This window comes from Rhizobium sullae (genome assembly GCF_025200715.1).
Taxonomy (GTDB): domain Bacteria; phylum Pseudomonadota; class Alphaproteobacteria; order Rhizobiales; family Rhizobiaceae; genus Rhizobium; species Rhizobium sullae.
In genome coordinates this window covers 1,919,113-1,941,409 of the sequence record NZ_CP104144.1, presented here as the reverse complement: position 1 = coordinate 1,941,409, position 22,297 = coordinate 1,919,113, and the positions used below count along the sequence as shown (strand labels likewise).

Annotated in this window: 21 protein-coding genes and 3 pseudogenes; 15 read left to right on the top strand and 9 right to left on the bottom strand. The window is 57.0% G+C overall.

Annotation, left to right across the window (positions count from 1 at the left end):
- The first annotated feature begins 1 nt into the window (after nt 1).
- The 3 genes from N2599_RS29905 to N2599_RS29895 all read left to right on the top strand — a co-directional run bounded on the left by N2599_RS29905 (nt 2) and on the right by N2599_RS29895 (nt 2,910).
- Nucleotides 2-946, top strand: coding sequence for a type II secretion system F family protein (locus N2599_RS29905; RefSeq protein WP_027509810.1), 945 nt, complete (start codon nt 2-4; stop codon nt 944-946).
- 16 nt (nt 947-962) lie between these two features.
- Nucleotides 963-2,267 (top strand): DUF8689 domain-containing protein, encoded by a 1,305-nt coding sequence (locus N2599_RS29900; protein WP_027509811.1) that lies wholly within the window; start codon nt 963-965, stop codon nt 2,265-2,267.
- Between the two features lie 64 nt (nt 2,268-2,331).
- A complete protein-coding gene (locus tag N2599_RS29895) occupies nt 2,332-2,910 on the top strand; it encodes a hypothetical protein (protein WP_027509812.1) in 579 nt (192 codons plus the stop codon).
- A gap of 141 nt (nt 2,911-3,051) precedes the next feature.
- Here N2599_RS29895 and N2599_RS29890 read toward each other — a convergent pair whose 3' ends face one another.
- Nucleotides 3,052-3,576, bottom strand: a complete 525-nt coding sequence (locus N2599_RS29890) for a tetratricopeptide repeat protein (protein WP_027509813.1) — start codon at nt 3,574-3,576, stop codon at nt 3,052-3,054.
- Nucleotides 3,577-3,864: 288 nt separating this feature from the next.
- On the opposite strand from N2599_RS29890, the gene N2599_RS29885 reads away from it, so the two are divergent.
- On the top strand, nt 3,865-4,374 hold the full coding sequence (locus N2599_RS29885; RefSeq protein WP_027509814.1) for a hypothetical protein: 510 nt from the start codon (nt 3,865-3,867) through the stop codon (nt 4,372-4,374).
- Nucleotides 4,370-4,533 (top strand): annotated as a pseudogene (locus tag N2599_RS29880) (IS30 family transposase); the annotation flags it as partial. The gene N2599_RS29885 and the pseudogene N2599_RS29880, both read left to right, overlap by 5 nt.
- Nucleotides 4,534-4,612: 79 nt before the next feature.
- Here N2599_RS29880 and N2599_RS29875 read toward each other — a convergent pair.
- Nucleotides 4,613-4,827: pseudogene (locus N2599_RS29875) on the bottom strand (IS21 family transposase); the annotation flags it as partial.
- A 221-nt stretch (nt 4,828-5,048) separates the two neighbouring features.
- Here N2599_RS29875 and N2599_RS29870 point away from each other — a divergent pair.
- Nucleotides 5,049-5,207, top strand: coding sequence for a hypothetical protein (locus N2599_RS29870; RefSeq protein ID WP_156915262.1), 159 nt, complete (start codon nt 5,049-5,051; stop codon nt 5,205-5,207).
- A 21-nt stretch (nt 5,208-5,228) separates the two neighbouring features.
- Nucleotides 5,229-5,408 (top strand): hypothetical protein, encoded by a 180-nt coding sequence (locus tag N2599_RS29865; protein WP_027509817.1) that lies wholly within the window; start codon nt 5,229-5,231, stop codon nt 5,406-5,408.
- Between the two features lie 93 nt (nt 5,409-5,501).
- Here the strand turns inward: N2599_RS29865 and N2599_RS29860 are convergent, their stop codons facing one another.
- The 5 genes from N2599_RS29860 to N2599_RS29840 form a co-directional block, all read right to left on the bottom strand.
- Nucleotides 5,502-5,660 carry a hypothetical protein gene (locus N2599_RS29860; protein WP_156915263.1) on the bottom strand — a complete coding sequence of 53 codons (159 nt, stop codon included), beginning with the start codon at nt 5,658-5,660 and terminating at the stop codon, nt 5,502-5,504.
- A gap of 5 nt (nt 5,661-5,665) precedes the next feature.
- Nucleotides 5,666-6,343 carry a methyltransferase family protein gene (locus N2599_RS29855; protein ID WP_037141837.1) on the bottom strand — a complete coding sequence of 226 codons (678 nt, stop codon included), beginning with the start codon at nt 6,341-6,343 and terminating at the stop codon, nt 5,666-5,668.
- Nucleotides 6,340-7,062 (bottom strand): sterol desaturase family protein, encoded by a 723-nt coding sequence (locus N2599_RS29850; protein WP_245209237.1) that lies wholly within the window; start codon nt 7,060-7,062, stop codon nt 6,340-6,342. The genes N2599_RS29855 and N2599_RS29850 overlap by 4 nt, the downstream gene beginning before the upstream one ends.
- A gap of 86 nt (nt 7,063-7,148) precedes the next feature.
- Nucleotides 7,149-8,147, bottom strand: coding sequence for a phosphatase PAP2 family protein (locus N2599_RS29845; protein ID WP_051336547.1), 999 nt, complete (start codon nt 8,145-8,147; stop codon nt 7,149-7,151).
- A gap of 405 nt (nt 8,148-8,552) precedes the next feature.
- Entirely contained in the window at nt 8,553-10,175 is a 1,623-nt protein-coding gene (locus N2599_RS29840; protein WP_084606448.1) for a putative bifunctional diguanylate cyclase/phosphodiesterase, read from the bottom strand.
- Nucleotides 10,176-10,482: 307 nt separating this feature from the next.
- Between N2599_RS29840 and N2599_RS29835 the strand changes: the two genes are divergently transcribed.
- Complete coding sequence (locus tag N2599_RS29835; protein WP_027509820.1) at nt 10,483-10,719, top strand: hypothetical protein; 237 nt, start codon at nt 10,483-10,485, stop codon at nt 10,717-10,719.
- A 57-nt stretch (nt 10,720-10,776) separates the two neighbouring features.
- On the opposite strand, the pseudogene N2599_RS29830 reads toward N2599_RS29835, so the two are convergent.
- Nucleotides 10,777-11,157 (bottom strand): annotated as a pseudogene (locus N2599_RS29830) (NADPH-dependent FMN reductase); the annotation flags it as partial.
- 284 nt (nt 11,158-11,441) lie between these two features.
- Here N2599_RS29830 and N2599_RS37690 point away from each other — a divergent pair.
- Together N2599_RS37690 and N2599_RS29815 are read left to right on the top strand one after the other, a co-directional pair.
- On the top strand, nt 11,442-13,205 hold the full coding sequence (locus N2599_RS37690; RefSeq protein WP_051336761.1) for a polysaccharide lyase family 7 protein: 1,764 nt from the start codon (nt 11,442-11,444) through the stop codon (nt 13,203-13,205).
- A 225-nt stretch (nt 13,206-13,430) separates the two neighbouring features.
- The gene (locus tag N2599_RS29815; RefSeq protein ID WP_156915348.1) at nt 13,431-13,784 is read left to right on the top strand and encodes a hypothetical protein; all 354 of its coding nucleotides are present in this window, start codon (nt 13,431-13,433) and stop codon (nt 13,782-13,784) included.
- A 39-nt stretch (nt 13,785-13,823) separates the two neighbouring features.
- Here the strand turns inward: N2599_RS29815 and N2599_RS29810 are convergent, their stop codons facing one another.
- A complete protein-coding gene (locus tag N2599_RS29810) occupies nt 13,824-15,044 on the bottom strand; it encodes an alginate lyase family protein (RefSeq protein ID WP_156915349.1) in 1,221 nt (406 codons plus the stop codon).
- Between the two features lie 791 nt (nt 15,045-15,835).
- Between N2599_RS29810 and N2599_RS29805 the strand changes: the two genes are divergently transcribed.
- Genes N2599_RS29805 through N2599_RS29785 form a run of 5 tightly spaced genes read left to right on the top strand, consistent with a single transcriptional unit; the run spans nt 15,836 to nt 22,288 of the window.
- Nucleotides 15,836-17,152, top strand: a complete 1,317-nt coding sequence (locus tag N2599_RS29805) for a nucleotide sugar dehydrogenase (protein ID WP_037143369.1) — start codon at nt 15,836-15,838, stop codon at nt 17,150-17,152.
- 6 nt (nt 17,153-17,158) lie between these two features.
- Entirely contained in the window at nt 17,159-18,688 is a 1,530-nt protein-coding gene (locus N2599_RS29800; protein WP_027512797.1) for a glycosyltransferase, read from the top strand.
- Entirely contained in the window at nt 18,688-19,734 is a 1,047-nt protein-coding gene (locus N2599_RS29795; protein ID WP_027512798.1) for a PilZ domain-containing protein, read from the top strand. The genes N2599_RS29800 and N2599_RS29795 overlap by 1 nt, the downstream gene beginning before the upstream one ends.
- A 47-nt stretch (nt 19,735-19,781) precedes the next feature.
- Nucleotides 19,782-21,272 (top strand): mannose-1-phosphate guanylyltransferase/mannose-6-phosphate isomerase, encoded by a 1,491-nt coding sequence (locus N2599_RS29790; RefSeq protein ID WP_051336762.1) that lies wholly within the window; start codon nt 19,782-19,784, stop codon nt 21,270-21,272.
- Between the two features lie 20 nt (nt 21,273-21,292).
- The gene (locus N2599_RS29785) at nt 21,293-22,288 is read left to right on the top strand and encodes a hypothetical protein (RefSeq protein ID WP_027512799.1); all 996 of its coding nucleotides are present in this window, start codon (nt 21,293-21,295) and stop codon (nt 22,286-22,288) included.
- The last annotated feature ends 9 nt before the right edge of the window (nt 22,289-22,297 follow it).

The window sequence follows — 22,297 nt, the reverse complement described above, 5'->3', positions numbered from 1 at the left end:
CATGTCGAGTGAATATGGAATTTACTTCATCGTCTTCTTTGCAGTGCTGATATTTTCAGCAGCGGCATCGGAACTGGTTTTTCGGCGGCGTGAGGTCGGGGCGCGGCTGTCGAAGGCCACGACGGCGGCAGGCGAGGAACTCCACCTTGGCGATACGACGATTGCCGATCTCGGCGAGGCGGAAAACCGCCTGATCCGTCGCTATTTCGAGATTACCCGGCGTGACACGAATCAGAACTCCATCCAGAACCGCCTGATCCGCGCAGGATTTTTCGATGCCAGCGCAGTGACGATCTTCCAGGTGGTTCGCGCGCTGATCTGTATCGGCGTGTTTGTCGCGGCGGTCTGGGCATTCGATCGCTTCGTGCCCGAGATGTCGCGGATCGCTACGTTGATCATCGCCATGTTTGCCGCCGGCGTGACCTTTATTCTGGTCAACATCTATATCGACCGGCGCGGCGGCGCCAAGGAGCGGGAGTATCGCCGGCTCTTTCCCGACTTCATGGACATGCTGATCGTTTGCCTCGATGCGGGGATGAGCATCGAGGCGGCGGCCAACCGCGTTACCCGGGAATTCATCGACAAGCAGCAGGACTTCGGCCTGCATCTCTCGATCATGATGCTGGAAGTGCGCGGCGGGCGCCGCTTGCGCGATGCATTGGCCAACCTTGCGACGCGATTGCGGATAGATGAGGCGCGGGCGCTTTCGGTACTGTTCCGCCAATCGGAGGAACTCGGAACGAGCGTTACGCAGACGCTGCGGGTCTACAGTAAGGAAATGCGCGATCTTCGTATCGTTCGGGCCGAGGAGAAGGCCAACGCCCTGCCGATCAAAATGTTGCTGCCGCTCGGAGCGTTCCTGTTCCCGGTGAGCCTGATCATCGTGCTCGTTCCGATTGTCATCCGTGTCGTCAGTATTCTTGTCGGCTTGAAACCCGGCGGTTGAACCAAGCGAGGTCCGTATGCAGTATTCGCCCGAACAGAACCGTCAAGATGTCGTAATACCCCTCGATCCACGGATGCCGATGGCGCCTGCAAGCCTGGAGGAGACGGGCCTGGAATCGTCGTTCCTGCTTAGGCTGGCGGCAAAATGTGCGGCCGAGCAGGATACAATCACGGCATCTCACCTTGCCGATCGCATGAAATTGCCGAAAGTGCTGGCCAATATCCTGATCAAGGAACTTGTGAAGCTCGCACTCCTGGAGGCTCGGGGCCTGGCCGGCGAGGATGTGAGATCCGACATTCGCTATGCGCTTTCGACAAATGGCCTCGAATATGCCCGCGCGGCGTCGCGTCAATCCCAGTATGTCGGACCGGCGCCGGTATCGCTGGACGCTTTCTGCCGTCAAGTGAGTTTACAGTCCATCCATGACGAGCGCGTGACCCCAGAGCGGCTGATCGAGAGCCTTGAGGGGCTGGTGCTTTCGGATTCGCTGGTCGAAAAGCTCGGTCCGGCCATGAACTCGGGTCGCTCCATCCTGCTTTACGGACCGCCCGGAAACGGAAAGACGAGCATTGCCGAGCGGACGTCGCAACTGTTTCGCCAAACGATCTTTGTGCCCCATGCCATCGAGGTTGGCGGCCATGTCATCAGTTTCTTTGACGAAGCTGTGCATCAACCCATAGCCGGGGCTGACGCAAAACCTTATCCGAGGGCCGATCAGCGATGGATCGAATGCCGTCGTCCTGTGGTCAAGACCGGCGGGGAATTAACCCTCGATCTGCTCGATCTCACCTTCAACGAAGGACCAAATGTCTATGAAGCGCCGGTGCATCTGAAGGCATCCGGCGGCGTTTTCATCATCGACGATTTCGGGCGCCAGCAGGTGGCGCCGCAATCGCTTATCAATCGCTGGATCGTGCCCCTCGAGCGTGGATACGACTTCCTGACGCTGCACACCGGCAAGAAGTTCAAGGTTCCATTCGACGAGCTGGTCGTCTTCTCGACGAACATCGCCCCGAAGGATCTTTCCGACGAGGCTGGCCTTAGACGTCTGAAGTACAAGATCTTCGTGAATAACCCGTCGCGCGAAGAATACATCCAAATTTTCAAGTCGTATGCCGGCGGTGCCGCGATAGATGTCAGTGATATTGATTTGAACCATTTTTATGATCGCAAGTACCATGGCACGATGCTCGCGTCCTGCTATCATCCGAAGTATATTCTCGACTTCGTCGGGTCTTACTGCGAATTCAATGGAATGCCGAAGGTCGCGTCGCTGGATATGCTGGAACGGGCCTGGGAAGGGGTGTTCACTCTGGAATAAGTTGCCAGCCTTATTAAGGAATGCCTGAAACAATGACGTGATGACGAGCGGTGGAGCAAAGCGAATGACAAGCATCCCGAATCTCGACGCCGAAGCGGACGACGCCAAACTGCGCGGTATGCGAAAGACCGGAGAGCAGAGGCACCCAAGAAATGCCCCGCTCATCGCCATGGTTGTGATGCTTCTGCCGATCAATGCAGGTATTCTGATCTATACTGCCAAAAACGCAGCGGATTTGCGCGAGAGCCGCGAGACGATTGTCGCGCTCAAGAGGTCGATCGATGGCCTGAAAGCGCAGGTAGACAAGCAGGGGCGCAATTTTGCCGGAAATGCGAAGGCTGATGAAGTGGCAGTCATCCGGCAGCAGACGGAAAGCCTGCAAAAGACGATTTTCATAATGAATGAACGGATGCGCTCTGGTTCGTTTGCTTCGCGCGTTGGCGGAGCTTTGGTGCTGAGTGCGCCTGGCAAGGAACCGGCACAATATTTCGCGCCATCGCCCGCTGCCCCGCCAGCTGGATATCAGACTCCGGATGAAAGTTTAACGTCCATCGATGCTAAGGGCGTCGCGGTCGACGACCTGCCGCGCTACGAGCGAACGGTCTCACCGGAAGGGAAGCTTATACTCCGGAAGGTGCAGTAAACCGCGACTTCACCGAAATCTCCAACACAACCGCCCGGCGACGCGAATCGTCCTAGTACGTACCGTGTCGGTTCACAAGGGGCAACGACGCCAGGCTGTCCGTCGGCGGAGTGTCGACTGGGAGCCCGAATCGCCGAAAACCTACCTCCGTTGTGCGAAATTCACGCTGTTCTTCAACAATTCGAGGTTCCGGGCGGTCACTTCGTTTGCGGGATCAAGCTCGTAGGCTTTCAGAAAGTACCGTCTGGCGCCGGGAAGGTCGCCGCGCAAGAGGTGCGAGTATCCGATGTTGTTGTAGTAGACCGGGGTATTGCCGATCATCCTTCCGAGTTCCCGGTAAGCGCGGTCGGAGGTATCGAAGCGGCCGACCATATCTGCAGAGGCCGCAAAGCCGAGCCAGGCGGCCGGATCTTCCGGAAAGACGTTAACCGCGCGCTTGTAAATGGCGTATGATTTTCCGTAGTTCTTTTCCTGAAACTGCAGCTTGCCAATGGTGATAAGTTCGTCGTTCTTGTAGAAGGCGACGGCTGAATCATCCTCGACGGTCTTCGCGCTGTCGCCATAAGCTGCCAGATTATCAACGCCGGACGACTGGCACCCGACCAGGATCGCTCCACTCGCAAGCAAGAATGCAATGCACCTAATCCGAGCACTAACCTGCAGCATTTGCAATTTGATCCCCCGATCCTTCAAGCATCCTAGCCAAGCATTCGGATGTGTCCACGAGAAATCTTCTTGAAAAAAAGATAATAACTCAATAATTTAGATAAACAGTCGCAAAATAACGACAGATGCGCAGCCCGTTATGAGGCAAAATGAGCCAGTTTTTGGAAGCGCGCGATTCGAAAGACGCGCTTCGCGGATTGTGATTGGTAGAGTAAAAATTAATCAAGCGTCACCTATATTGCTCCTATCGGTCGTAGCGTGACCGTAAGGCCAAAGGATAAAAGTCATATGCGGACCGCTATGTTCACTTTGGTGCGACTGGGACCATCCCTGGCTTATGCGACAGCGGCGGTCTTCCTCATCAGCATGCTGCTGTTGGAATACTCTCCCTCAAGCCCATCCGCCTGGTGGCTTTATATGGCGATTCTTCCGATCATGCGCGAGCCTATCTATCTGCTTTTTGCGGTACCTGGAGTCGGAATTTGGATCGCTACGGCGATACTGATTCTTGCATCGCTCTTCGGGATTCAGCTCGCCTTGCAGCCACAACGACACTTGCGGTCAGGTTTCATCCATGCGCATGTCGCGCTGCTCGCGATCGGTCTCACTATGGGGCGGGCGGCAGTGGCGCAAGCCGGCCTTTCCAGCTTTTCGTTGCCGCGACTGCTGCGCGGCGACTGGTCTTTCCTGCCGCTATCCTCACCGCTCGGGACGCTTCTTTTTATCGTCGTGCTGTCGGCTTGCATTTGCTGCCATCGAAGGATCCTCGAACGTATATACCGGTCGGGTGCAGAATAGGCGGATCCGCCGCTTCATGCCTGGCGACACCGACCTATCCAACATCACCCAGCAACAGCTCGTCGACCTTGCCCATCATCTGAATGCGCAGCCATGCAAATGCCTCGGCTACAAAACACCGGCCGAAGCGTTCATCGCCATTTGCGGGAATGTGGCTGATCCCCACACCCTGTAATCCGGCATGTTGCATTGGCGTAGATTCTCGAGTCCACATCCAGCTTGTTCAAGGGGATGATGATTGCTCGAGAACATCGTCCTCGTCCAGGCCTGGTGGAAGGGGCCAGACCGCAAGCCCGGCTTCCCGCGCCCGCAGCAGATAGTCGAAACCGACGTCTTGCTCATCTTCAGCCGTTCAGAAACGGCGCGTATCGACAATCCCTGCTCGAACGTCAGCCGCAGTATCGATCGGATGTCCTTCACGTCCGTATGTCTCGCTTGCTTCCGTCTGGGCATCATGTCCTCGCTCAAAACACGAGGGCAAAGTGCCAGATCGGCGCTCACGAAAATCGATCTAAATCCGTCGCTATATCTGTCCGCGACTTAGTGAAATCGCTGTCCCGTACTTACTGAAATCGGTGTCCGCGACTTACTGAAATCCTTGTCCCGTACTTTGTGAAACCCGCAACATGCTTCCTGCGGAAGCACCGGACGCAATCTGCGCCGGCGGGCTAGGGATGAACGATACCCCCTATTACTACGGCTCCGACGGCACCAACTTCGGGACGGCCGTCGAGATCATGGCCCCCGCACTGATGGTCCGTTATGCGGCGGCCCCGGTGCAGGGAGTTGGTGATTACCGCACGTACCGCGGGACATCATTGTCCGCCCCTTGAACGGCCGGTGTTATCGCCTGCATGCTGCAAGGGCATAACCGGCTGACGTCACGCTCGCAGGTGCAGGCGGTCAAGGCGAAGCTGCTGGCGAACGCGACGACGGGCAAGCTCCGATCGGCCTTCGGGCTATCGCCGTTACCCGACAAGATCCTCTATCTCGACCCTAATCAGGCCGCGCCGGAACCGATATCGGGACTCTAGCATGAGGGACTCGCTGGCTCAGAAGCACCCGACTGGCATCGCGGTTATTGCCAGCTATGCGGATGATGACCGTGCTTCCGGTTTCGAAGACCGTCAGTTGTAAGGGAGGGTAAGCACCCAATCCGCGTCAACATCGAACTGCCCTAGTTTGATCGCCGCGAAGAGACCGAGGATGAGTAGGAGCGCGAGCATGCGCCATTCGGTGGCGACGTGGTCCGGTTTCGGTTTCGGAGGTCGATATTTGGTTGGCATAGCCGTTATCCTCTTTCCGACCTCGCGACGGGGGTCAGCGGTCGCGGAATGAACATCGGAACCCTGCTGGCATAGCCAGGATACTCCGGAAAGGTGCTTCGCAAAACGCGTTCCTCGTTGAACATCCGTCGGAATTGGAAGACAAAATGAGCAGTTCCCACCAGCAAAGCAGCCAACGACCAATTGGCGATCAGAAAGCCTACAGCGCTGAAAGCCTCCGCGAGATACAGCGGATGCCGGACTATCGCATAGGGTCCGCTGGTGACGAGCTTGCGGGCCGTTGCCATGACCGAAAACGAGCGCCCTAGCCAGAACAGACAGTAGATCGACAGTGCAGCACCGACGAGCATCAGGACGGTCGCGGCGATCAAGAGCTCCGGTCCTACCGTTCCTCGCGGCAGTACTATCAGGACCATCAAGCCAAACGTCCCCGCGAGTGCACTCAGTCGAGGCTCTATCCCGTCCGCGTTCTGCCGTGGCGGCAGACGAACCACCGTCAGGCCGACGACCAGACACAGGAACAGCAAGCCCGCCAATCGCGAAGAGAGAGCAAGCGGCCAGAACTCCACGCTCTCGCGAAGCCGAATGATTGTGACGATCGAGGCGATCTGCTGCAGCGCCAGGAAGAAGAAAACAAGCACCAGAAAAACCTTTCCGAGAAAGTCTTCGAGCCTGCCGATCATGGACGTGAGTCTCCCGTTTGCGCTGATACCTCAGCCGCCGGCACTCGACCGGCAATCTGTTTGAGAGGGTAGGCAAGTTGCTGGTGGTAAAGCGGAGGAACCGGGTCATCTGTGCCATAGACCCTCGGCATCCGCTCAGGCATGTATAAAGTGCCTGCCAAGGCATCGATAAAGGGCAACTGCCCGGCGAAGTTCTTGTCGTAGGCCTGTCGCTCGTTGGCATGGTGCCAGTGATGGAACTGCGGCGACGCGAGCACCCATTTTAGAGGACCGAACCTGATCCGAGTGTTTGAATGGATGAGAAGCGACTGCGCCTGATAAATGAAAGCATAGATCGCAATCGCAGATCCGGAGAAGCCAAGGGCGTAAACCGGGAGCATGGAGGCAGTCATGGTCGCGATTTGGTCAACCGGATGAACACGATGCGCGGCCAGCCAATCCATCTCTTCGATGCTGTGGTGGACAGAGTGAAACTTCCAGAGGAAGGGCACAGAATGGAAGGCGCGGTGCGCTAGATAAAAGCCTATATCGGCAACAAGAGTGACCTCGATCGCCTGCAACCATATCGGCTGCGCTTGCACCACAGCGAACATGCCTTCCGGGATGACAAGCCGGATGGCGAACATCATCGCGCCGACCAGGGCGACGAAACCGAGCTTGATCAGGATACCGTTGAAGAAGAGATAGATCACGTCGTTCAGCCAGTGCTTTCGCAGCATTTCCTGATCAGCGTAAAGCGGAAGAAGCCGCTCAAGCGGAATGAAGATCATGGCGATGATCAGTATCGCCTTCAGGTCGATGAGTTCTAACATGTGACACCCGATGATTGCTTGTTCTGGCTCGGCGCATCGAAGAGCCGCCAAAAAAAGAAAACGGCAGCAGCAGAAACATACCCGTCCACCGCGTAGTGCCAGCCGAAGTAGATCGAGCCGAAAAGCGTAAGGGCAGCGAAGGTCCAGCCGACAACCCCAAGCCAGCGGCTGAGCTGTGCCAGCAGGAGCGCATTGAGGGTCGCGATCGCCACATGGATGCTCGGCATTGCCGATATGCCGGCGAAGATGTCCTCGGCACCTGAAGCATAGGCGGTGTAGAGCCGATCGGCGACAAAGAAAAGATAGCTTTCGCCCGGGTTCTGTTTGAGCGTCGCAACGAGATCGCCGAACCGGCCATCATCGAAAAATCGGTCATAAAATATTGGCCCAACGGAAGCGCCCAGAGCCGCAACCACTGTCCCCAAAAACACGTATGTCGCGGCGAATGACAGGAGATATCGCGATCGCAGCCGATCGCTCGGATGGAAGGCGACCAGGGCTATGCAGCCAATGAATGCGAGCAGCCAAAGCGGGAAATAGACGATAAGCATCGAGGGCATTGCCTCCGCTGGCAAAAAGGAATGAGCCCAACGCCATGGATCACCGAAGTGAAGGGCGCGATCGATCGCTGCAAGGGCGGGGTCGGCGTAGAACGGAACGACGTGCGGGATCTGGAACTTCACCGTCCAGAAGGCCGCCATGCCGATGCACATCCAAGCGGCGATCCCAAGCACTCCGCCGCCTCGGCGCCTAAGAATACCGGCCAGGTGGGAGAGGGGCACGGCCGGCTGCCGGATGATGGAGGCAGCCAGGAGGACAGCGATTGATAGAACAGCTGCCGCCGGGACGACTTGCAACGCGAACGCACTTAGGTTCCGCACGTAAAGTGCGGGCGCGATGCCGAACGCGACGATCGCGAAGACGCCGCAAGACACGCTCAACCACGCCATCGGCCGACGCGATGCGGCCACGCTGATCACGACTTCGGTCATATCCGCAGAACCCCATATCCCGGCGAGATTGAACCACCAGTTGCAGGTTCCAGCAAGAACATTATTTCGAGTTAGTTAACGCACGAAGCGCCTAATGGTCGGGACCGTCTGGAGCGTGCCACTGACCGTCGCCCAGGACGACTGCGCGATCAGCGACGCGGCGGGCATATGCCACGACTGGAACCGTCCTCGGTTCAATGACTAGGCCCCGCCTTTCAATCCGCCTTTGAGGCGGCTTCAAGGATGCGTTCTGAATGATTTTGACGGGTTTGCCGGAGAATCCATTTTTCCGGTTTTCGCTGTCAAAATTCCGGAAATTCGCGGCGAGCTACAGCGGCTTGAGCGGGGCCCAACGGAACCCCCCTTATGGGTTCGGACCCTAGCAGATCCAGACTCCGATCTTCTTTACAAAGTAGCAAACGAGGGATGATGCAAGAAATCCCCGATAGCTTCGGCAGCCATCGGGGCGCCCAAGAGGTTTCCCTGTAGCCGGTCGCATTTCCTTCTGCCTAGCCAGGCAGCCTGGCCGACAGTCTCGACGCCTTCCGCAGTGACCCGCATCCCCAATCCATGAGCAAGCCCAATGATGAAGCGCACGATCGTCTGGGTGTTCCGGTTCGTCTCGACATCGTTGATGAAGTGCTTGTCGATCTTGATCGTATCGAAAGGAAAGTTCTGCAGGTAGCTCAGGGACGAATATCGGGTACCGAAGTCGTCGAGCGCGATCCGGATACCCAGGACCTCGAGCGTGTTGAGCGTGTCAAGATTGTTGGTCGTGCGCTCAAGCAAGACGGTTTCCGTTATCTCGAGTTCCAACCGATCGGCCGCGAGTCCGACCTTGTCAAGGATTCCCGCTACGCGATCGGTGAACCCACCGAGTAGGAACTGGGCTGGGGAAAGATTGACCGCAACAATGAAGTGCGAGGGCCACGTTGTCGCCTGGCGGCAGGCGGTTTCCAGCACCCACTCTCCGATTTCTCCCATCAGGCCGTCAGCTTCGGCCATGGGAATGAAAAGGTTCGGCGGAACGACTCCAGCATAGGGATGATGCCACCGCAGCAACGCTTCGAAGCCGACGATCCCTTCCGGCAGTTCGACGAGCGGCTGGTATTCAATGAAGAACTGCCCTTCCTGGAGCGCGACACGTAAGCTGCGCCTCAGCATCTCGCGCTGCTCCAGCATGATGAGCATCGAGCGGTTGAATGTCCGCGCACGGCCGCGTCCATCGTTCTTCGCGGCGTAGAGGGCGATGTCGGCCGCCTTCATCAACTGCTCGCCGTCGTTTCCGTCATTTGGCGCAACGGCGATTCCGACGCTTGCGCCTACAAAGACATCGATCCCGTCGATGGTGAACGGCTCTTTGAACGCATGGACCAGCGATTCGGCGAGCCGCTCTGCTTCAGCAGGCTGATCGTCATGGCATTGGATGACGGCAAATTCATCGCCGGCGAGCCTGTAGGCAGTCTCCCCATTGCGGAGCACCGCCTGAATTCGTTCCGCCGTCATCTTGAGCACGATATCGCCGGCGCCGTGACCAAGGGTGTCGTTGACCGGCTTGAAGTCGTCGAGATCGATCTGCATCAGTGCAAGCTTGTGCCCGCCACGCAACGGAAGATCTGCCGCAAGATCGCTGCTGAACTGGCGGCGGTTGGGCAATCCCGTCAAAGCGTCGTGTCTGGCCTGATAGAGAAGCAGAGCCCGATCTGTATCTGCGATCGACGCTTGCGAGCGCGCGACCTCATTTCGCGTCTCGATGACGCCGAGTCCCCGCTCTGTGCTGAAAAGGAGAAGATTGCGGTCCTCATCGGACGCGCCAGGTTCAATCGCAATATTGCGCGGGAGGCCGCCGGCAAGCACGGCTTCGACAAACGGCTTGCGATCGGAAACCAGCAGCTCTGGATAGACCTGCCAAAGGGTCGCATCTCCCGCGCCTACGATTCTGTAGGCCTGGGCAACCTTTGCAGAGCATTTTACGAGTCTTAGGCTATTCCCATAATAGGAAACAAATTCACTAGCTTGACTTTGCATATACGCAGCCAGATTAGAATCTCTCATTCCCGCATCAATCTTTTTGAGACATTGCTAACATGCTGCCGCAGATTTTTGCAATCAAATCTCGCTGTGGTTGCCAAAAGAACAACTATGGAGCGTCGACTGAGAAGAAGGTATCAAATTCTACCCATCGGCATGTTGAAAAACCCTAAATAAGCAAGCTCTATTGGAATGGGCTTTGCGGTTCGGGCTCGAGTCGCTCGATCACCGCCGGCAAGCGGTGTGTCCGCGAAGCCTGAAGCATTGGTGTAGGCTTCTCAGGGACGGTTGTCGGGAGGGTCACGTGGCTGCTCAGGAGAGGTACCTCTATGACTGTGAATCGGACAGGGCAGTTTTCTATGAGGCCGGCGACTATCTGTTTCCTCTCTCGTCGTCGGCCGCCACGTATTGGAGAGACGGCGACTACGTCTTCTGCATGAGGACCGAGGCAATCGCCTTCTGGCTCCTCGGCAAGCAACTGTACCGGCATATCGGGCAGGGCGAACTCACTCGGGAGCCGATCTACTACTACGGAGATTAGGCTTTTGAATCTGCGCATCGTGCTTCCGAAAATCGATTCCGATTTTGGGCCGATGCGCTAGGCATCTTTCGGCAGCACTGAGCGAACCCTTGCGATGAACACATGGAAGTCCTGCATGAAAGTGCGAAGGAAATCGGCGGTAGTGTCGTTGGTCACCTCACCGTCATCGGTAATCAGCCCCGGTGTGAACTGGATATAGGCTTCCGGGGCATTCATCTGGGGAGAGTTGCAGAAACTGAGCACACTGCGCAAATTCTGCTGGGCGACTGCTGTGCCTATCGCGCCCGGCGACGTGCCGATCACCGCTGATGGCTTACGTGTGAACGAATTGGTGCCGTAGGGGCGGCTCGCCCAGTCGATTGCGTTTTTCAGCCCGCCGGGTATGGATCGATTGTATTCGGGCGTGACGAACAGCACGGCTTCGACGGCCGCGATTGATTGGGGCTTTTGCGCCTCCGGCCATACAAGGCACCGCTATGCTCGGCATGGGCGTTTGCAATGTTAGGCCCTCGCGGTGACCTTTACGTTCCCGTAGCAATTCTTCCTGCATAGTAGGGCAAGCAAAACGATTGATGGAGCGGTTTCAGCTCTTTCGTCGGAGATCATTCGTACCGAAGCGCGCTCTCAGAGTTTGTTAGCGTCTTCGACGAACAGTCTCGATGGCCGCATAGACCCAAGTTCCTGATGAGACGAGATATTATCCCCCCTTTGAGGACGAGTTAGTGGCGACAAATTCCGATAACTTCGATTTAGTGAGCTGGAAACTCTGCCTGCCGATCGACGAGGACGGTGGAACCGTTGGTACGGCTTTGGAGGTTCTAGATCTCACGGGTTTCGAACATTCGTCCTATTTTTATACAGCCGACGATGGGGCGATGGTGTTTCGCGCGATCACTGACGGCGCCTTGACCAAGGGTACAACCTGCGCGAGGTCGGAGCTGCGCGAGATGGATGGTCACTCGTTAGCCTCCTGGAGCGTAGATGAAGGAGGCACTATGACCGCGACCTTGAAGGTCGATGAGGCGCCGCAAACGATGGATGGTGCGGATGGGCGTATCGTCGTCGGCCAGATTCATGGTTCGGAAGAGGAGCTGGTCAGGCTCTATTGGGACAATGGAGAGGTCTATTTCAAGAGCGACAAGGGCGGAGACGGCAACGATTCTTTGAAATTCGAGCTCACCAATGCGGACGGCGACACGCCGCAAGTTTCCCTTGGGGAGCAGTTCTCCTACAAGATTGACGTCCAGGGCGATACGCTGACGGTCATCGTCTATGCCGACGGGTACACTTACAAGTCGGTCACAACGGTCAGTTCTGTCTGGGACGGCGAACAGTTCTACTTCAAGGCGGGTGCCTATCTGGGAAACAATGAGACGAACAGTACCGGCGCTGGCCAGGTATCATTTTATGGGTTTGATTTTTCTCACGAAACAGGAGACGGGTTGGGCGGCCTGGTGAGCACCGTGACAGCCGATGACGGCACGAGCGACTATTCGGCAGATTCAACCGGTACGATCGGCAATGATGTGCTTACAGGCGGTGAGCTTGCTGACGTCATCTACAGCTATGGTGGCGATGACGTAGTTCGCGCCGGCGCCGGCGACGACAGGATTGTGGGTGGCAATGGCGCTGACAAGCTCCAGGGACAGGACGGCGCCGATGTGGTTTCCGCAGGGGCGGGCGATGATATCGTCTACGGCGGTGCCGGTAACGATACAATAGATGGCGGTGCCGGTAACGACACACTCAAGGGCGAAGCCGGCGCGAATACGATCACCGGCGGCGACGGAGACGATATCGTCTACGGTGGGGCAGCAATCGATGACCTGAGCGGTGACGCCGGTGCCGACACGATCGTTGCAGGTGAGGGCGACGATATCCTCAGTGGCGGCGGGGATAACGATCGGCTCTATGGCGGTGAAGGCGCCGACCGGCTTTATGGCCAAGACGGTGACGACATGCTCGTGGGCCAGGGCGGCGCTGACAGGTTGGTCGGGGGAGTTGGCAATGATACGCTCTATGGCTATAGCGATAGTGATAGGCTTTACGGCGACGCAGGATCGGACAAGCTGGTGGGCGGCGACGGCGACGACACGCTCTACGGGGGGGCCGGCGACGACCGACTTTATGCCGACGAAGGTGCTGATAATCTCTACGGCGGGACAGGCGCCGACACCTTCGTCTTCACTTGGCTCGATCCGTCGACGTTAACCTCCATCGGTCGCGACGACATCTACCAGTTTTCTCAGGCTGAAGGCGATATAATCAATCTCAGCGTGATCGATGCGAACACCGCCGTCAATGGCGGTCAAGCCTTCGATTTCATCGGGACTGGAGCATTCTCAGAGAAAGTCGGCGAGTTGCGCTACGTCAATACAGGGTCCGAGACCTATATCTACGGCGATATCAATGGGGATGGGACTGCGGACTTTTCGATCCACGTCGATGGCGTCGTTCAGCTTCAAAGCAGTGACTTTATCTTCTGACGAACAATAGGTGGTCGCACTGCACGAAGTGAGAGGTCTAAGTTAGGGGCAAGCCCAAAAAGAGGTCACATATTGATTTAACCGACGAGGACATATCTACAGCCATTGAGCGTCTTTCTATTTTGGCCACCCGCTTGTATTTCCCCACGCGCAAGTCACGGCTTTGTATTCGTAAATTGGATATTACCATTTTATAATATAAGAAGTTGTAGGATCTTTCAATTCGTGTCACAATTGAAGAATGGGCATCCACACTTCGCCTTAATGGGCTTTTGGGGGAAAATCAGCTTAGGAAAAGGATGGGAGGATCCTGTGAACTTTCAGCAAAGAGCAATTTTGAAGGCGGCGCTTGTAGATATTGAAAATCTCGCAGCGCCAAGACATATCGATGAGGTGAGTGCGGCACTTGGTATGGACATGGTTCAATTCGCCAAGCTCGGCGCCGACGGCATGAAACAGGCCATCTACAGCGCGCTACTGCTAGGCAGCAATGCCGCGACAAGCACTTCCATTAAAGATCAGCAAAGATGGCGCGAAGCAGCACAGATCAAACTGCCGGCTTCGCCAACGCGCAACTGATGTCAGTTTCCCGACCGTTTGCAACGCTTTCGGACTGTCTCATAGGAGCGGAAGTGCGTCGAGCTTCAACGCTGCAGAGTAGCTGGTTTCCGAGGAGATTATCGATTGGCGCTGACCGGCGACACGCTCGAATTCCGTGGGATCCAGTAGGGCCTCGCGCGTCATCGCGGTGAGACGTTTGAACCTATCGAGGCACTTTGACTGAAGCGGCTCGCCGTTGTCCGAGGCGAGCTTGATGATGGCAGCGAGTGGGCGCAACGCATAGACATGGTAGTCAAGGGCTTTCTCGCCGCGGGCCAGCTCCGCCGGCAGGAAACCGCGATCATCTACCTGGCAAGCGCCGATCTCGAAACTCGTTTTGCCCCATGTCTTGAAATCACCACTATCGAGAAGAAAGCCCACGGCAGCGACCGACAGACCCGCCCAGTAACGGTGATTATTTGTCTTCGACTTCGGGCCAAGGCGAAGCGAATAAGCGTCCATGGTATCGCGGGCAAGTGTGCTGAACCATGTCGAGTAAAGCGCCTTGCGCTCACTGGAGAGCTCCACACGTTTGCTGGCCGAGCGAACCGCAAGTGCGATTTCGGCCACCCAACGGTCGCGGCTAAGATAGGCGTCAACAGTGCGCATGTCGGTCAACGCCTTCGCAGACGCCCACCGATCAACATTATGCAGCACGCATTCTGCCCGCGCCTGGGTCACTAGCGAACTGTTCGATCCGGCATAGGCAATGTTGGTCAGCAGGCGAATAGAGTTGCGGATTGGCTGCACGGTCCTATCGCGCGCTTGCAAGGCGTCGTCGTCGATCGAGGATTTTGAACTGTCGTCAGCCTTGTATTTCGATTGTGTCTGCAGCGTTGCGGGTGGCGCAGGGATGCTGACGCAAAGAGGAACTTGCTCTGGTTCCGCACCGGCTGTCCCGACGCCGTTGCCGGCGGAAAGGGACGAAATACTGCCCGTTTGGATCGTATAGTCCTTGTCGACAGTGCTAGCCGCTGTCGCTGTTGCGCTGTCAACTGACGTGGCGGCATCCTGTTGGTCAGAAGTGCCGAAAACACGGCCACGCAAATCTGAGAATAGACCCGTTAGTCTCTTTGAGGTGCTTGGCGATTGGATCGTGACCGTTTCGGGCACAGTTGCCACTTCCTGAGCGCCGCAGATGTTTGGGGAGAATATGTTGAGTGCAATAATAGTCCCGATTTGGAATGCTTTTATTCTCATATTTATCTCCCGGCTTTGGGAAGACAATAGGAAATACAAAGCAATATTTCGTGTTTTTGACGTATAAAACTTTAAACAATCGATTTTTTATTTTGTATACTGGAAGTTAACTTTGATGACGGCAATTTATGGAATGGTTTAAGTGAAAGTTAATTACGGGACGCTTCTGCATATTTAGTTGGTCTATGTGTCATCCTTTGAGAGCGCTCATCGTCAATACGAGCGACGATGTTGGGCTATCCGGCTGCGAAGCGTTGGCTGTCCAAGCTGACTGTGCTTACGGATTGGCACCATGCGTTCGACGACCACTATCTTGAGGCAGGCACGCGGCATTGCGGCGAAGATCTACTTAGCATTGCGCCCCGTTGCGAGATCTTGCGCAGAGCGTGCGTCAGCTGCTGATTCGTTTTTCAGTTGGCACAGATGCCCGAGCGTTGCGCAGTTGCCTCAGTTGAAAAAAACCAACCGAAATCAAGCTTTGGTTAATGCTGCGGCGCACAAAAAGTAAGCGCCCTGTGCGCATCTTTTAATCATATTCTAATATATTGATATTGTTAACAAAATCTTAGTCGGCATGTCACGCGTATGTATTACTACACGTAATATTAGCTCGAAACGAGTCTGCACAATTTTGATGCAAATATTACCGGCCTGGCATGTTGATAACTGAGATTCGTTATGTTGACGTCATAAACAGATGCTGTATTGCGAAATTGAGAGGGGTGCTCTTCGCAGACGCAACATATAGATTTATTTGAATTTTATGTGGCGGCAAGAAAAGCGGCATTTCTATTCTTTTTTGAACAAACATTGCGGGAAAGGTGCAGCTTATGGGCAAGAAAAATTGGCGCGTAAGTATTTTTGGCGCGGGCTATGTTGGAGCTGTATCAGCCGGTTGTCTTGCAAAAGACGGCTTCAAAGTAGTCGCGGTCGATCCGGACCAATACAAAGTCAAGTGCATCTCCGAAGGTCGCTCTCCAATCTTCGAGCCGGGTCTGCCTGACCTGATCGAAACGGGCGCCGAGAACGGCCTTTTGACTGCAACCAGCGACTATATCGCCGCGATCAACGAGACCGACATCTCGTTCTGCTGCCCGGGTACGCCGAGCCGTGAAGACGGTTCGCTGGACACGAGCTATGTTAAGCTGGTCTGCGAGCAGATCGGTGTTGCATTGCGCAACAAGAGCGATTTCCACATGGTCGTTATGCGCTCGACGATCCTCCCAGGCACGGTCGAGGACGTGGTCATCCCGGCCCTTGAAGGCGCCTCCGGAAAGACGGTCGGAGTGGACTTCGGTCTGGCATACTACCCGGAATTTCTGCGCGAAGGTACGGCAATCGCCGACTACTACAGCCCAGGTGCGATCGTCTTTGGCCAATACGAAGGCGATGAGAAAACCATTCAGGCCCTACACGACCTCTGCGCCTCGGTCGAAGTAAAGCCGCATGTCATCCCGATCCGCAGCGCCGAAATCGTCAAGTACACCAACAACTGCTGGCATGCGGTAAAGATTTCCTTCGCCAACGAAATCGGCAATCTCTGCAAATCCGTCGGCATCGACAGCCACGTCGTTATGGATGTTGTCTGCGCCGACACGCGACTCAATATTTCCCGCGCCTATATGAAGCCCGGCTTCGCCTATGGCGGCTCCTGCCTTCCGAAGGATCTTCGGGCGCTACGCCATTTCGGCAAGATGCAGAACGTGTCGACGCCGGTCCTCGACGCCACTGTCGAGGCGAACCAATACCAGCTCGAGCGCGCCTTCCGCCTCGTCAACCGCTCCGGGGCCAAGAAAATCGGCCTTCTCGGCCTGACCTTCAAGTCGGACACGGACGACCTGCGTGAGAGCCCGCTTGTGCTTTTGGCCGAACGCTTGATGGGTAAGGGTTACGAGCTGTCGATCTATGACTCCAACGTCTCGGTCAACGATCATGGCGGCCGGAACTACATCTCGCACCTGGCAAGCTTCATGCGTTCGTCGCCCGACGAAGTCGTGTCGGAGAGCGAGGCCATCGTGGTCGGCATCAACGGCCAAGGCACTAAGGATGCGCTGAAGAAAGCGCGGGAAGGCGTCAAGGTCATCGACCTCGTCCGTATTCCCGTCGATATGCCGTCCGGCGTGCATTACGAAGGTCTCGTCTGGTAAACGGTCATGTTGGGTATCCTCAAGCATATCGTTTTCGTCCTACTGCTGGCTGTGTGTGCAGCGATGCTGCCGCAGCAGGCATTCGACGAGAAGGCACGCGACGCCGCATTAGTGGTCGGCGTCATCGGGCTGTGGCGATGGTCTTGGGGACTGCTTCATCTGCTGCGCAGCCTCTGGTTCCGGCTGGTCCGCTTTCCAGGGATGCGTCGGATGGCCGAAGCGGCAGCAAAGGCGCAAGGGTTGGGGCATGCCTACTTTCTGATCACGAGCTTCAGGATCGATGCCCCGACCACCACCAAGGTTTATCGCGGCGCTTTCATCGCGGCAGCCAATGCGCCTGCCGGCGCAACGATCGTTTGCTCGATTGTCGAGATCGGTGACGAGCGCCTCATTCGTCGCCTTGCCGAAGTGATGTATGGCGATAGCCCGCCGTTCCGGCTGGAAATCGTCCGCATTCCCGGGACGGGCAAGCGCGATGCCCTCGCTGCCGGTTTCCGTGCCATCGCGGCGCTCAATCCGGCTGGCGACGACACGGTCTCGGTGATCGACGGCGACAGCATTGTGCCGCCCGATCTCGTAGAGCGCTGTGCTTGCATGTTCCTGATCAATCCGAATCTGGGCGCGCTTACCACGGATGAGGTGTGCACCGTCGAGGGCGCGGAAATCTTCAAGCAGTGGTATTCGATGCGCTTTGCACAGCGGCAGATTCTGATGTCGTCGCATGGTCTTGCAGAGCGCGTACTGACGCTGACAGGGCGCATGTCAATGTTCCGCGCGCGGCTCGCTTGTGATCCGGGTTTCATTGATCATGTTCAAAACGACTATATCGACCATTGGCGCCTGGGCCGAATCCGCATGCTCACCGGCGACGACAAGTCGAGCTGGTTCTGGCTGCTGAAGAACGGCTACAACATGTATTACGTGCCGGACGTTCAGGTGGAGACTATCGAGCAGCCGCCAAGCCCGAGCTTCATCAGCTCCGCCTATGTGCTAATGACCCGCTGGTTCGGAAACATGCTGCGCACAAATGCTCGCGCCCTTAATCTTGGGCCGATCAAAATCGGCGCGTTTACTTGGTGGTCTATTCTCGATCAGCGCATGTCGATGTGGACCAGCCTGTCGGGCATCACGCTTGCCCTTCTCGGGACCGCGATGATCACACCATGGACGGCCGCCTTCTATGTCCTCTGGGTCATTGTCTCGAGATACATCCTGGCGCTGACCTTCCTGACTGTGCGTCCATCGATCAATCTGGTCTATATTCCGCTACTCTACTTCAATCAGATCTTCGGCTCGGCGGTGAAGGTGCTGATCTTCTTCCGGCTCGACCGGCAGAAGTGGACGCGCCAGAAGACTGCCTTCAAGCGGACCGATTCTCAGTTCGACGCGGCTTTCAAGTTATGGTCGTCCCGGCTTGTCAATTCCGTTGCCGTGCTGGTTTTCGTCTCGGTTCTCGTCTTCCTCGCAAATCTCGGTAGCTATTTCACGGACGAAGCACCGGAACGCTTGCCGAAAATCACAGATAGGGTGTTCTGATGACTGCGGTTGCCGTGCCCAAGCGTCGCGAACGGGAGTTCCCGCGCTTCAAATTGCCGCTGGCGGCGCTAATCGACGGAAAGCGCATCGAGGTATGCGACTGGTCGGTGACCGGTCTCGGGCTCGCCGCGGTCGCGCTCACGCAGGCTCCAGGCGACTACCTCGCCGTGACCCTGCTCTTAGAAACCGAGGGCTCCTGTCTCGAGCTGGCTCTTAATACGCGCATTGTCTGGGTGGATGCAGACGAGCGGCGCGCCGGCCTACAAATTCTCGACCCTGCGGAGACAACAGCGCCTTTGTCGCATTTCGCCGACCTCTATCTCGCCGGGCGGGTCGTTCAAAGCGGTTCGAAAGTTTACGTATTGGGACATCAGATGGCAGAAAAAAAAGATGCTAAGGCTGCGGTGGTCGGTGTGACGGCGTCGTCGACCGGGAACGGTCTTGCAGGGCGTATATTCGGGCTTTTGATATTCGTTGTCATCGGCTTGGCCGCTTTCTCCTTCCTCTCCAGTATCGTCTATAAGAGGCTGTTCACCTTCGAGGCTGTTTCGGCGAGCATCGCTGCGGAGACGGTTACGGTCTATCAGCCACGCGATGGGGTGGTCGAATTTGCCGCTCTGCCGCAGAAGGTGAAGCAGGGAGACCGTCTAGCGACGATTGTCCTCGATGCGCCGGCCGCTGACGGCAAGTCGATTGTGGAGGTTCTGTCTGCCTGCGACTGCTATGTCTTGTCGGTCGACCATCCGGGCTCGACTTATGGCCGCGCGGGCGGCCGGATGCTCTCGCTCGTCCGCCAGGATGCGCCCCTCTACGTGTCGGTTCGCGTGCCGTTCCGTCGTCTCGCCAACATCTCCGAGAAACCGCAGATCTCGCTCAGCTATCTCGACGGCGTCAAGGCGAAGAAGGTCGAGATCGTCTCCATTCCGAAGGTGACCGAATACACCACCACACAGCTTGAAATTCAGGTGCAGCCCGGTCGCAGCTTGGACCCGTCCATGGTCGGCCAGCCGGTGCTAGCGACCTTCGACACGGCGCCGTGGCACTAAATTGCACGATTGAGATCCATTGCGCTGATGAGGCCGGAGGCATGACAATGAGCATACCGACAAAGTCTGTAAAAATAACGCCAGCGATCATGATCGGCGGAAGCGGCACGCGGCTTTGGCCGTTGTCGCGCAGTAATATGCCGAAGCAGTTCCTGCGACTAGTCGACGACCGCAGCCTGTTCCAGAACACACTGGCACGCGTCAACGACGCGATGTTTTCGGCGCCCTGGCTGCTGACCAGCCGTGCCTTCATCGACATGGTCAATGCCCAGGCGCGGCAGATGGAGCAGGAACTCGCCGGCATCGTTCTGGAGCCGTTCCAGCGCGGTACGGCCGCGGCGCTTGCGGCTGTAGCGGTTGCCGCCAGTCAGGGCGACGCGGATGGGCTTGTACTGGCCATGCCGGCGGATCATGTCATCGACGATCCGGCCTTCTTCCTGGAGGCTGTCAAGAAGGCGGTGCCGCTGGCCGAGAATTCTAAGATCGTAACCTTCGGTATCGTGCCGACCGAACCGGAAACCGGCTTTGGCTATATCCGTCCCGGCGATCCCTATGTTGTGGACGGCGAGGAGGTTGGTGCGCTGGTCAACCAACCCGGGGGCTTCCTCGAGAAGCCGGACCTGGAGCGAGCCAAGCAGTTCGTCGAGATGGGATACCTCTGGAACGCGGGCATCTTCCTCTTCCGCGCATCGGCGCTGGTCGAGGAACTCAAGCGGCACGCTCCGGCTGTCTATGAAGCCGTTGCGGCCTCGATCGCCGGCGGCACGAGCCGTGACCTCGGCAGCCATATGCTGCTGATGCCTGCGGAGGAGCACTTCGCTCGTTGCCCGCTCGACATTCCGATCGACACAGCGGTCCTGGAAAAGAGCGCCAATGTCGCGGTTGTGCCCTGTGACGACATTGGCTGGGCGGACATCGGGTCGCTGTCGGCCCTCTGGGATATCAGCGATAAGGACGAGAACGGCAATGTGCTGCGTGGCGACAGTTTCGTCTCGCAGTCGCGTAATTGCCTCGTGCATGCACAGTCTGGCCGTCGCGTCGTTCTCAGTCATATCGATGACATCATGGTCATTGACTGCGAGGATGCTGTCGTCGTGCTGCCTAAGGCGCAAGCGCAGCGGGTGAAGGAAATCGTCAACTCGCTGAAGAAGATGGACGCTCCAGAGGTCAGCTTCACCCGTAGTGCGGTGAAAAGCTGGGGAGCGGTCAGGATCGACCGCAGCTACGGTGACAGCCAGGTCTGCGCAGTGAGTTTCCAAGGCAGGAACTCCGTCACCTACATGGTCTCCGGTGCCGAACGCGAGACATGGTTCCTGCATGGTGATCAGCGTGCCGAGTACGGCGTGGACGGGCACTTCACACCCTTCGTCTCCGGTAATCCGGTTTCCTTCAGCAGGGGGCAGGTGGTGACGATCCGCAACGCTTCAGGACTGTCCGAGTTCACGTATGTCCGAAAGGACCCTGATCTCAACTGGAAGATCGACGACTGGTTCCCCCAGGTGGCCGAGGTCGAAGCACCCAAGGTCCGTCTGGGCTGAGCACGAGGGATATAAACGATATGAACGCGCCTGCGGATATAACGGTGGAAATTTCTGGCCGCACGTTTCCCATGCTCGACCTGAGTTCCGGCGGTCTCATCGTTCCGCTGGCGCAGGAACTCATGGGTTATCGCGGTGTTGCTCGCGTTGCCATGGTCAAGAACGAAGGGGCCTGGAGGGGAGATGTTCTTGTTCGGGCGGAGCGGTCCGGCAACGGGATTAACCTCGTTGTCGCGGGTGGACGCGACCAATATCGCAGGCTGGTCAGCGTGCTCAACTGGTATGACGGGCGCAATCCGTCCTTTGCCGATCAATTCGCCGACAGCGTACCGCCGGATGTTCGCCGTGTTTCCACAGGCCTTGGTGGATCCGCCAAGCTGGCCGGTCTTGGCGTGGTCGCACTTGTATTGATCGGACTAATCTTCCAGCTGGTGTCGCAACGCAGTGTGAACGCTACCTCGCAGATGGCCTTTGTGGCCGTACCGGGAGTGGAGCTCGATGCCCATACCGCGGGCCAGGTCGTCTATGTGAAGGATGCCGGCAAGGTAGCGAAGGGGGAATTCTTTGCTGCACTGAAGACCTCGCAGGATTACCCGAAGTTTCTTGAGGCCAGCAATGGTGGCGACATCAGTGCTCAGGCTGTTGCGCAACAGGACTATGTGCGCAAGGGCGCGCCGGTCGTGCGCCTCGCAGACGACGGCGCAAGGCCTTATGTTGCGGCCTATGTCAGGTTGACTGATGCCGTTACTGCCCTGAACGCGGCAGAGGCCTGGATCGAGTTCCCCAAATCCGGGCGTACAGTGTCGGTTCCGATCGATGCAAGCAACTATGTGAACAGCACCAAAGTCTTAACTGACGAGGACGGCAAGGCCCTAGCGGAAATTAAACTCAGGATCCCGGACGGCGTTGACATTCCTGTCGACGAACCGGTGATCGTGAAATTCCAACGGTCGGTATGGAGGCCCTCGGTGATGTCGCCGCAGTGGCTGAAGACCGTCTTCTCGCTGCTGTCGTAAGGATCGAAT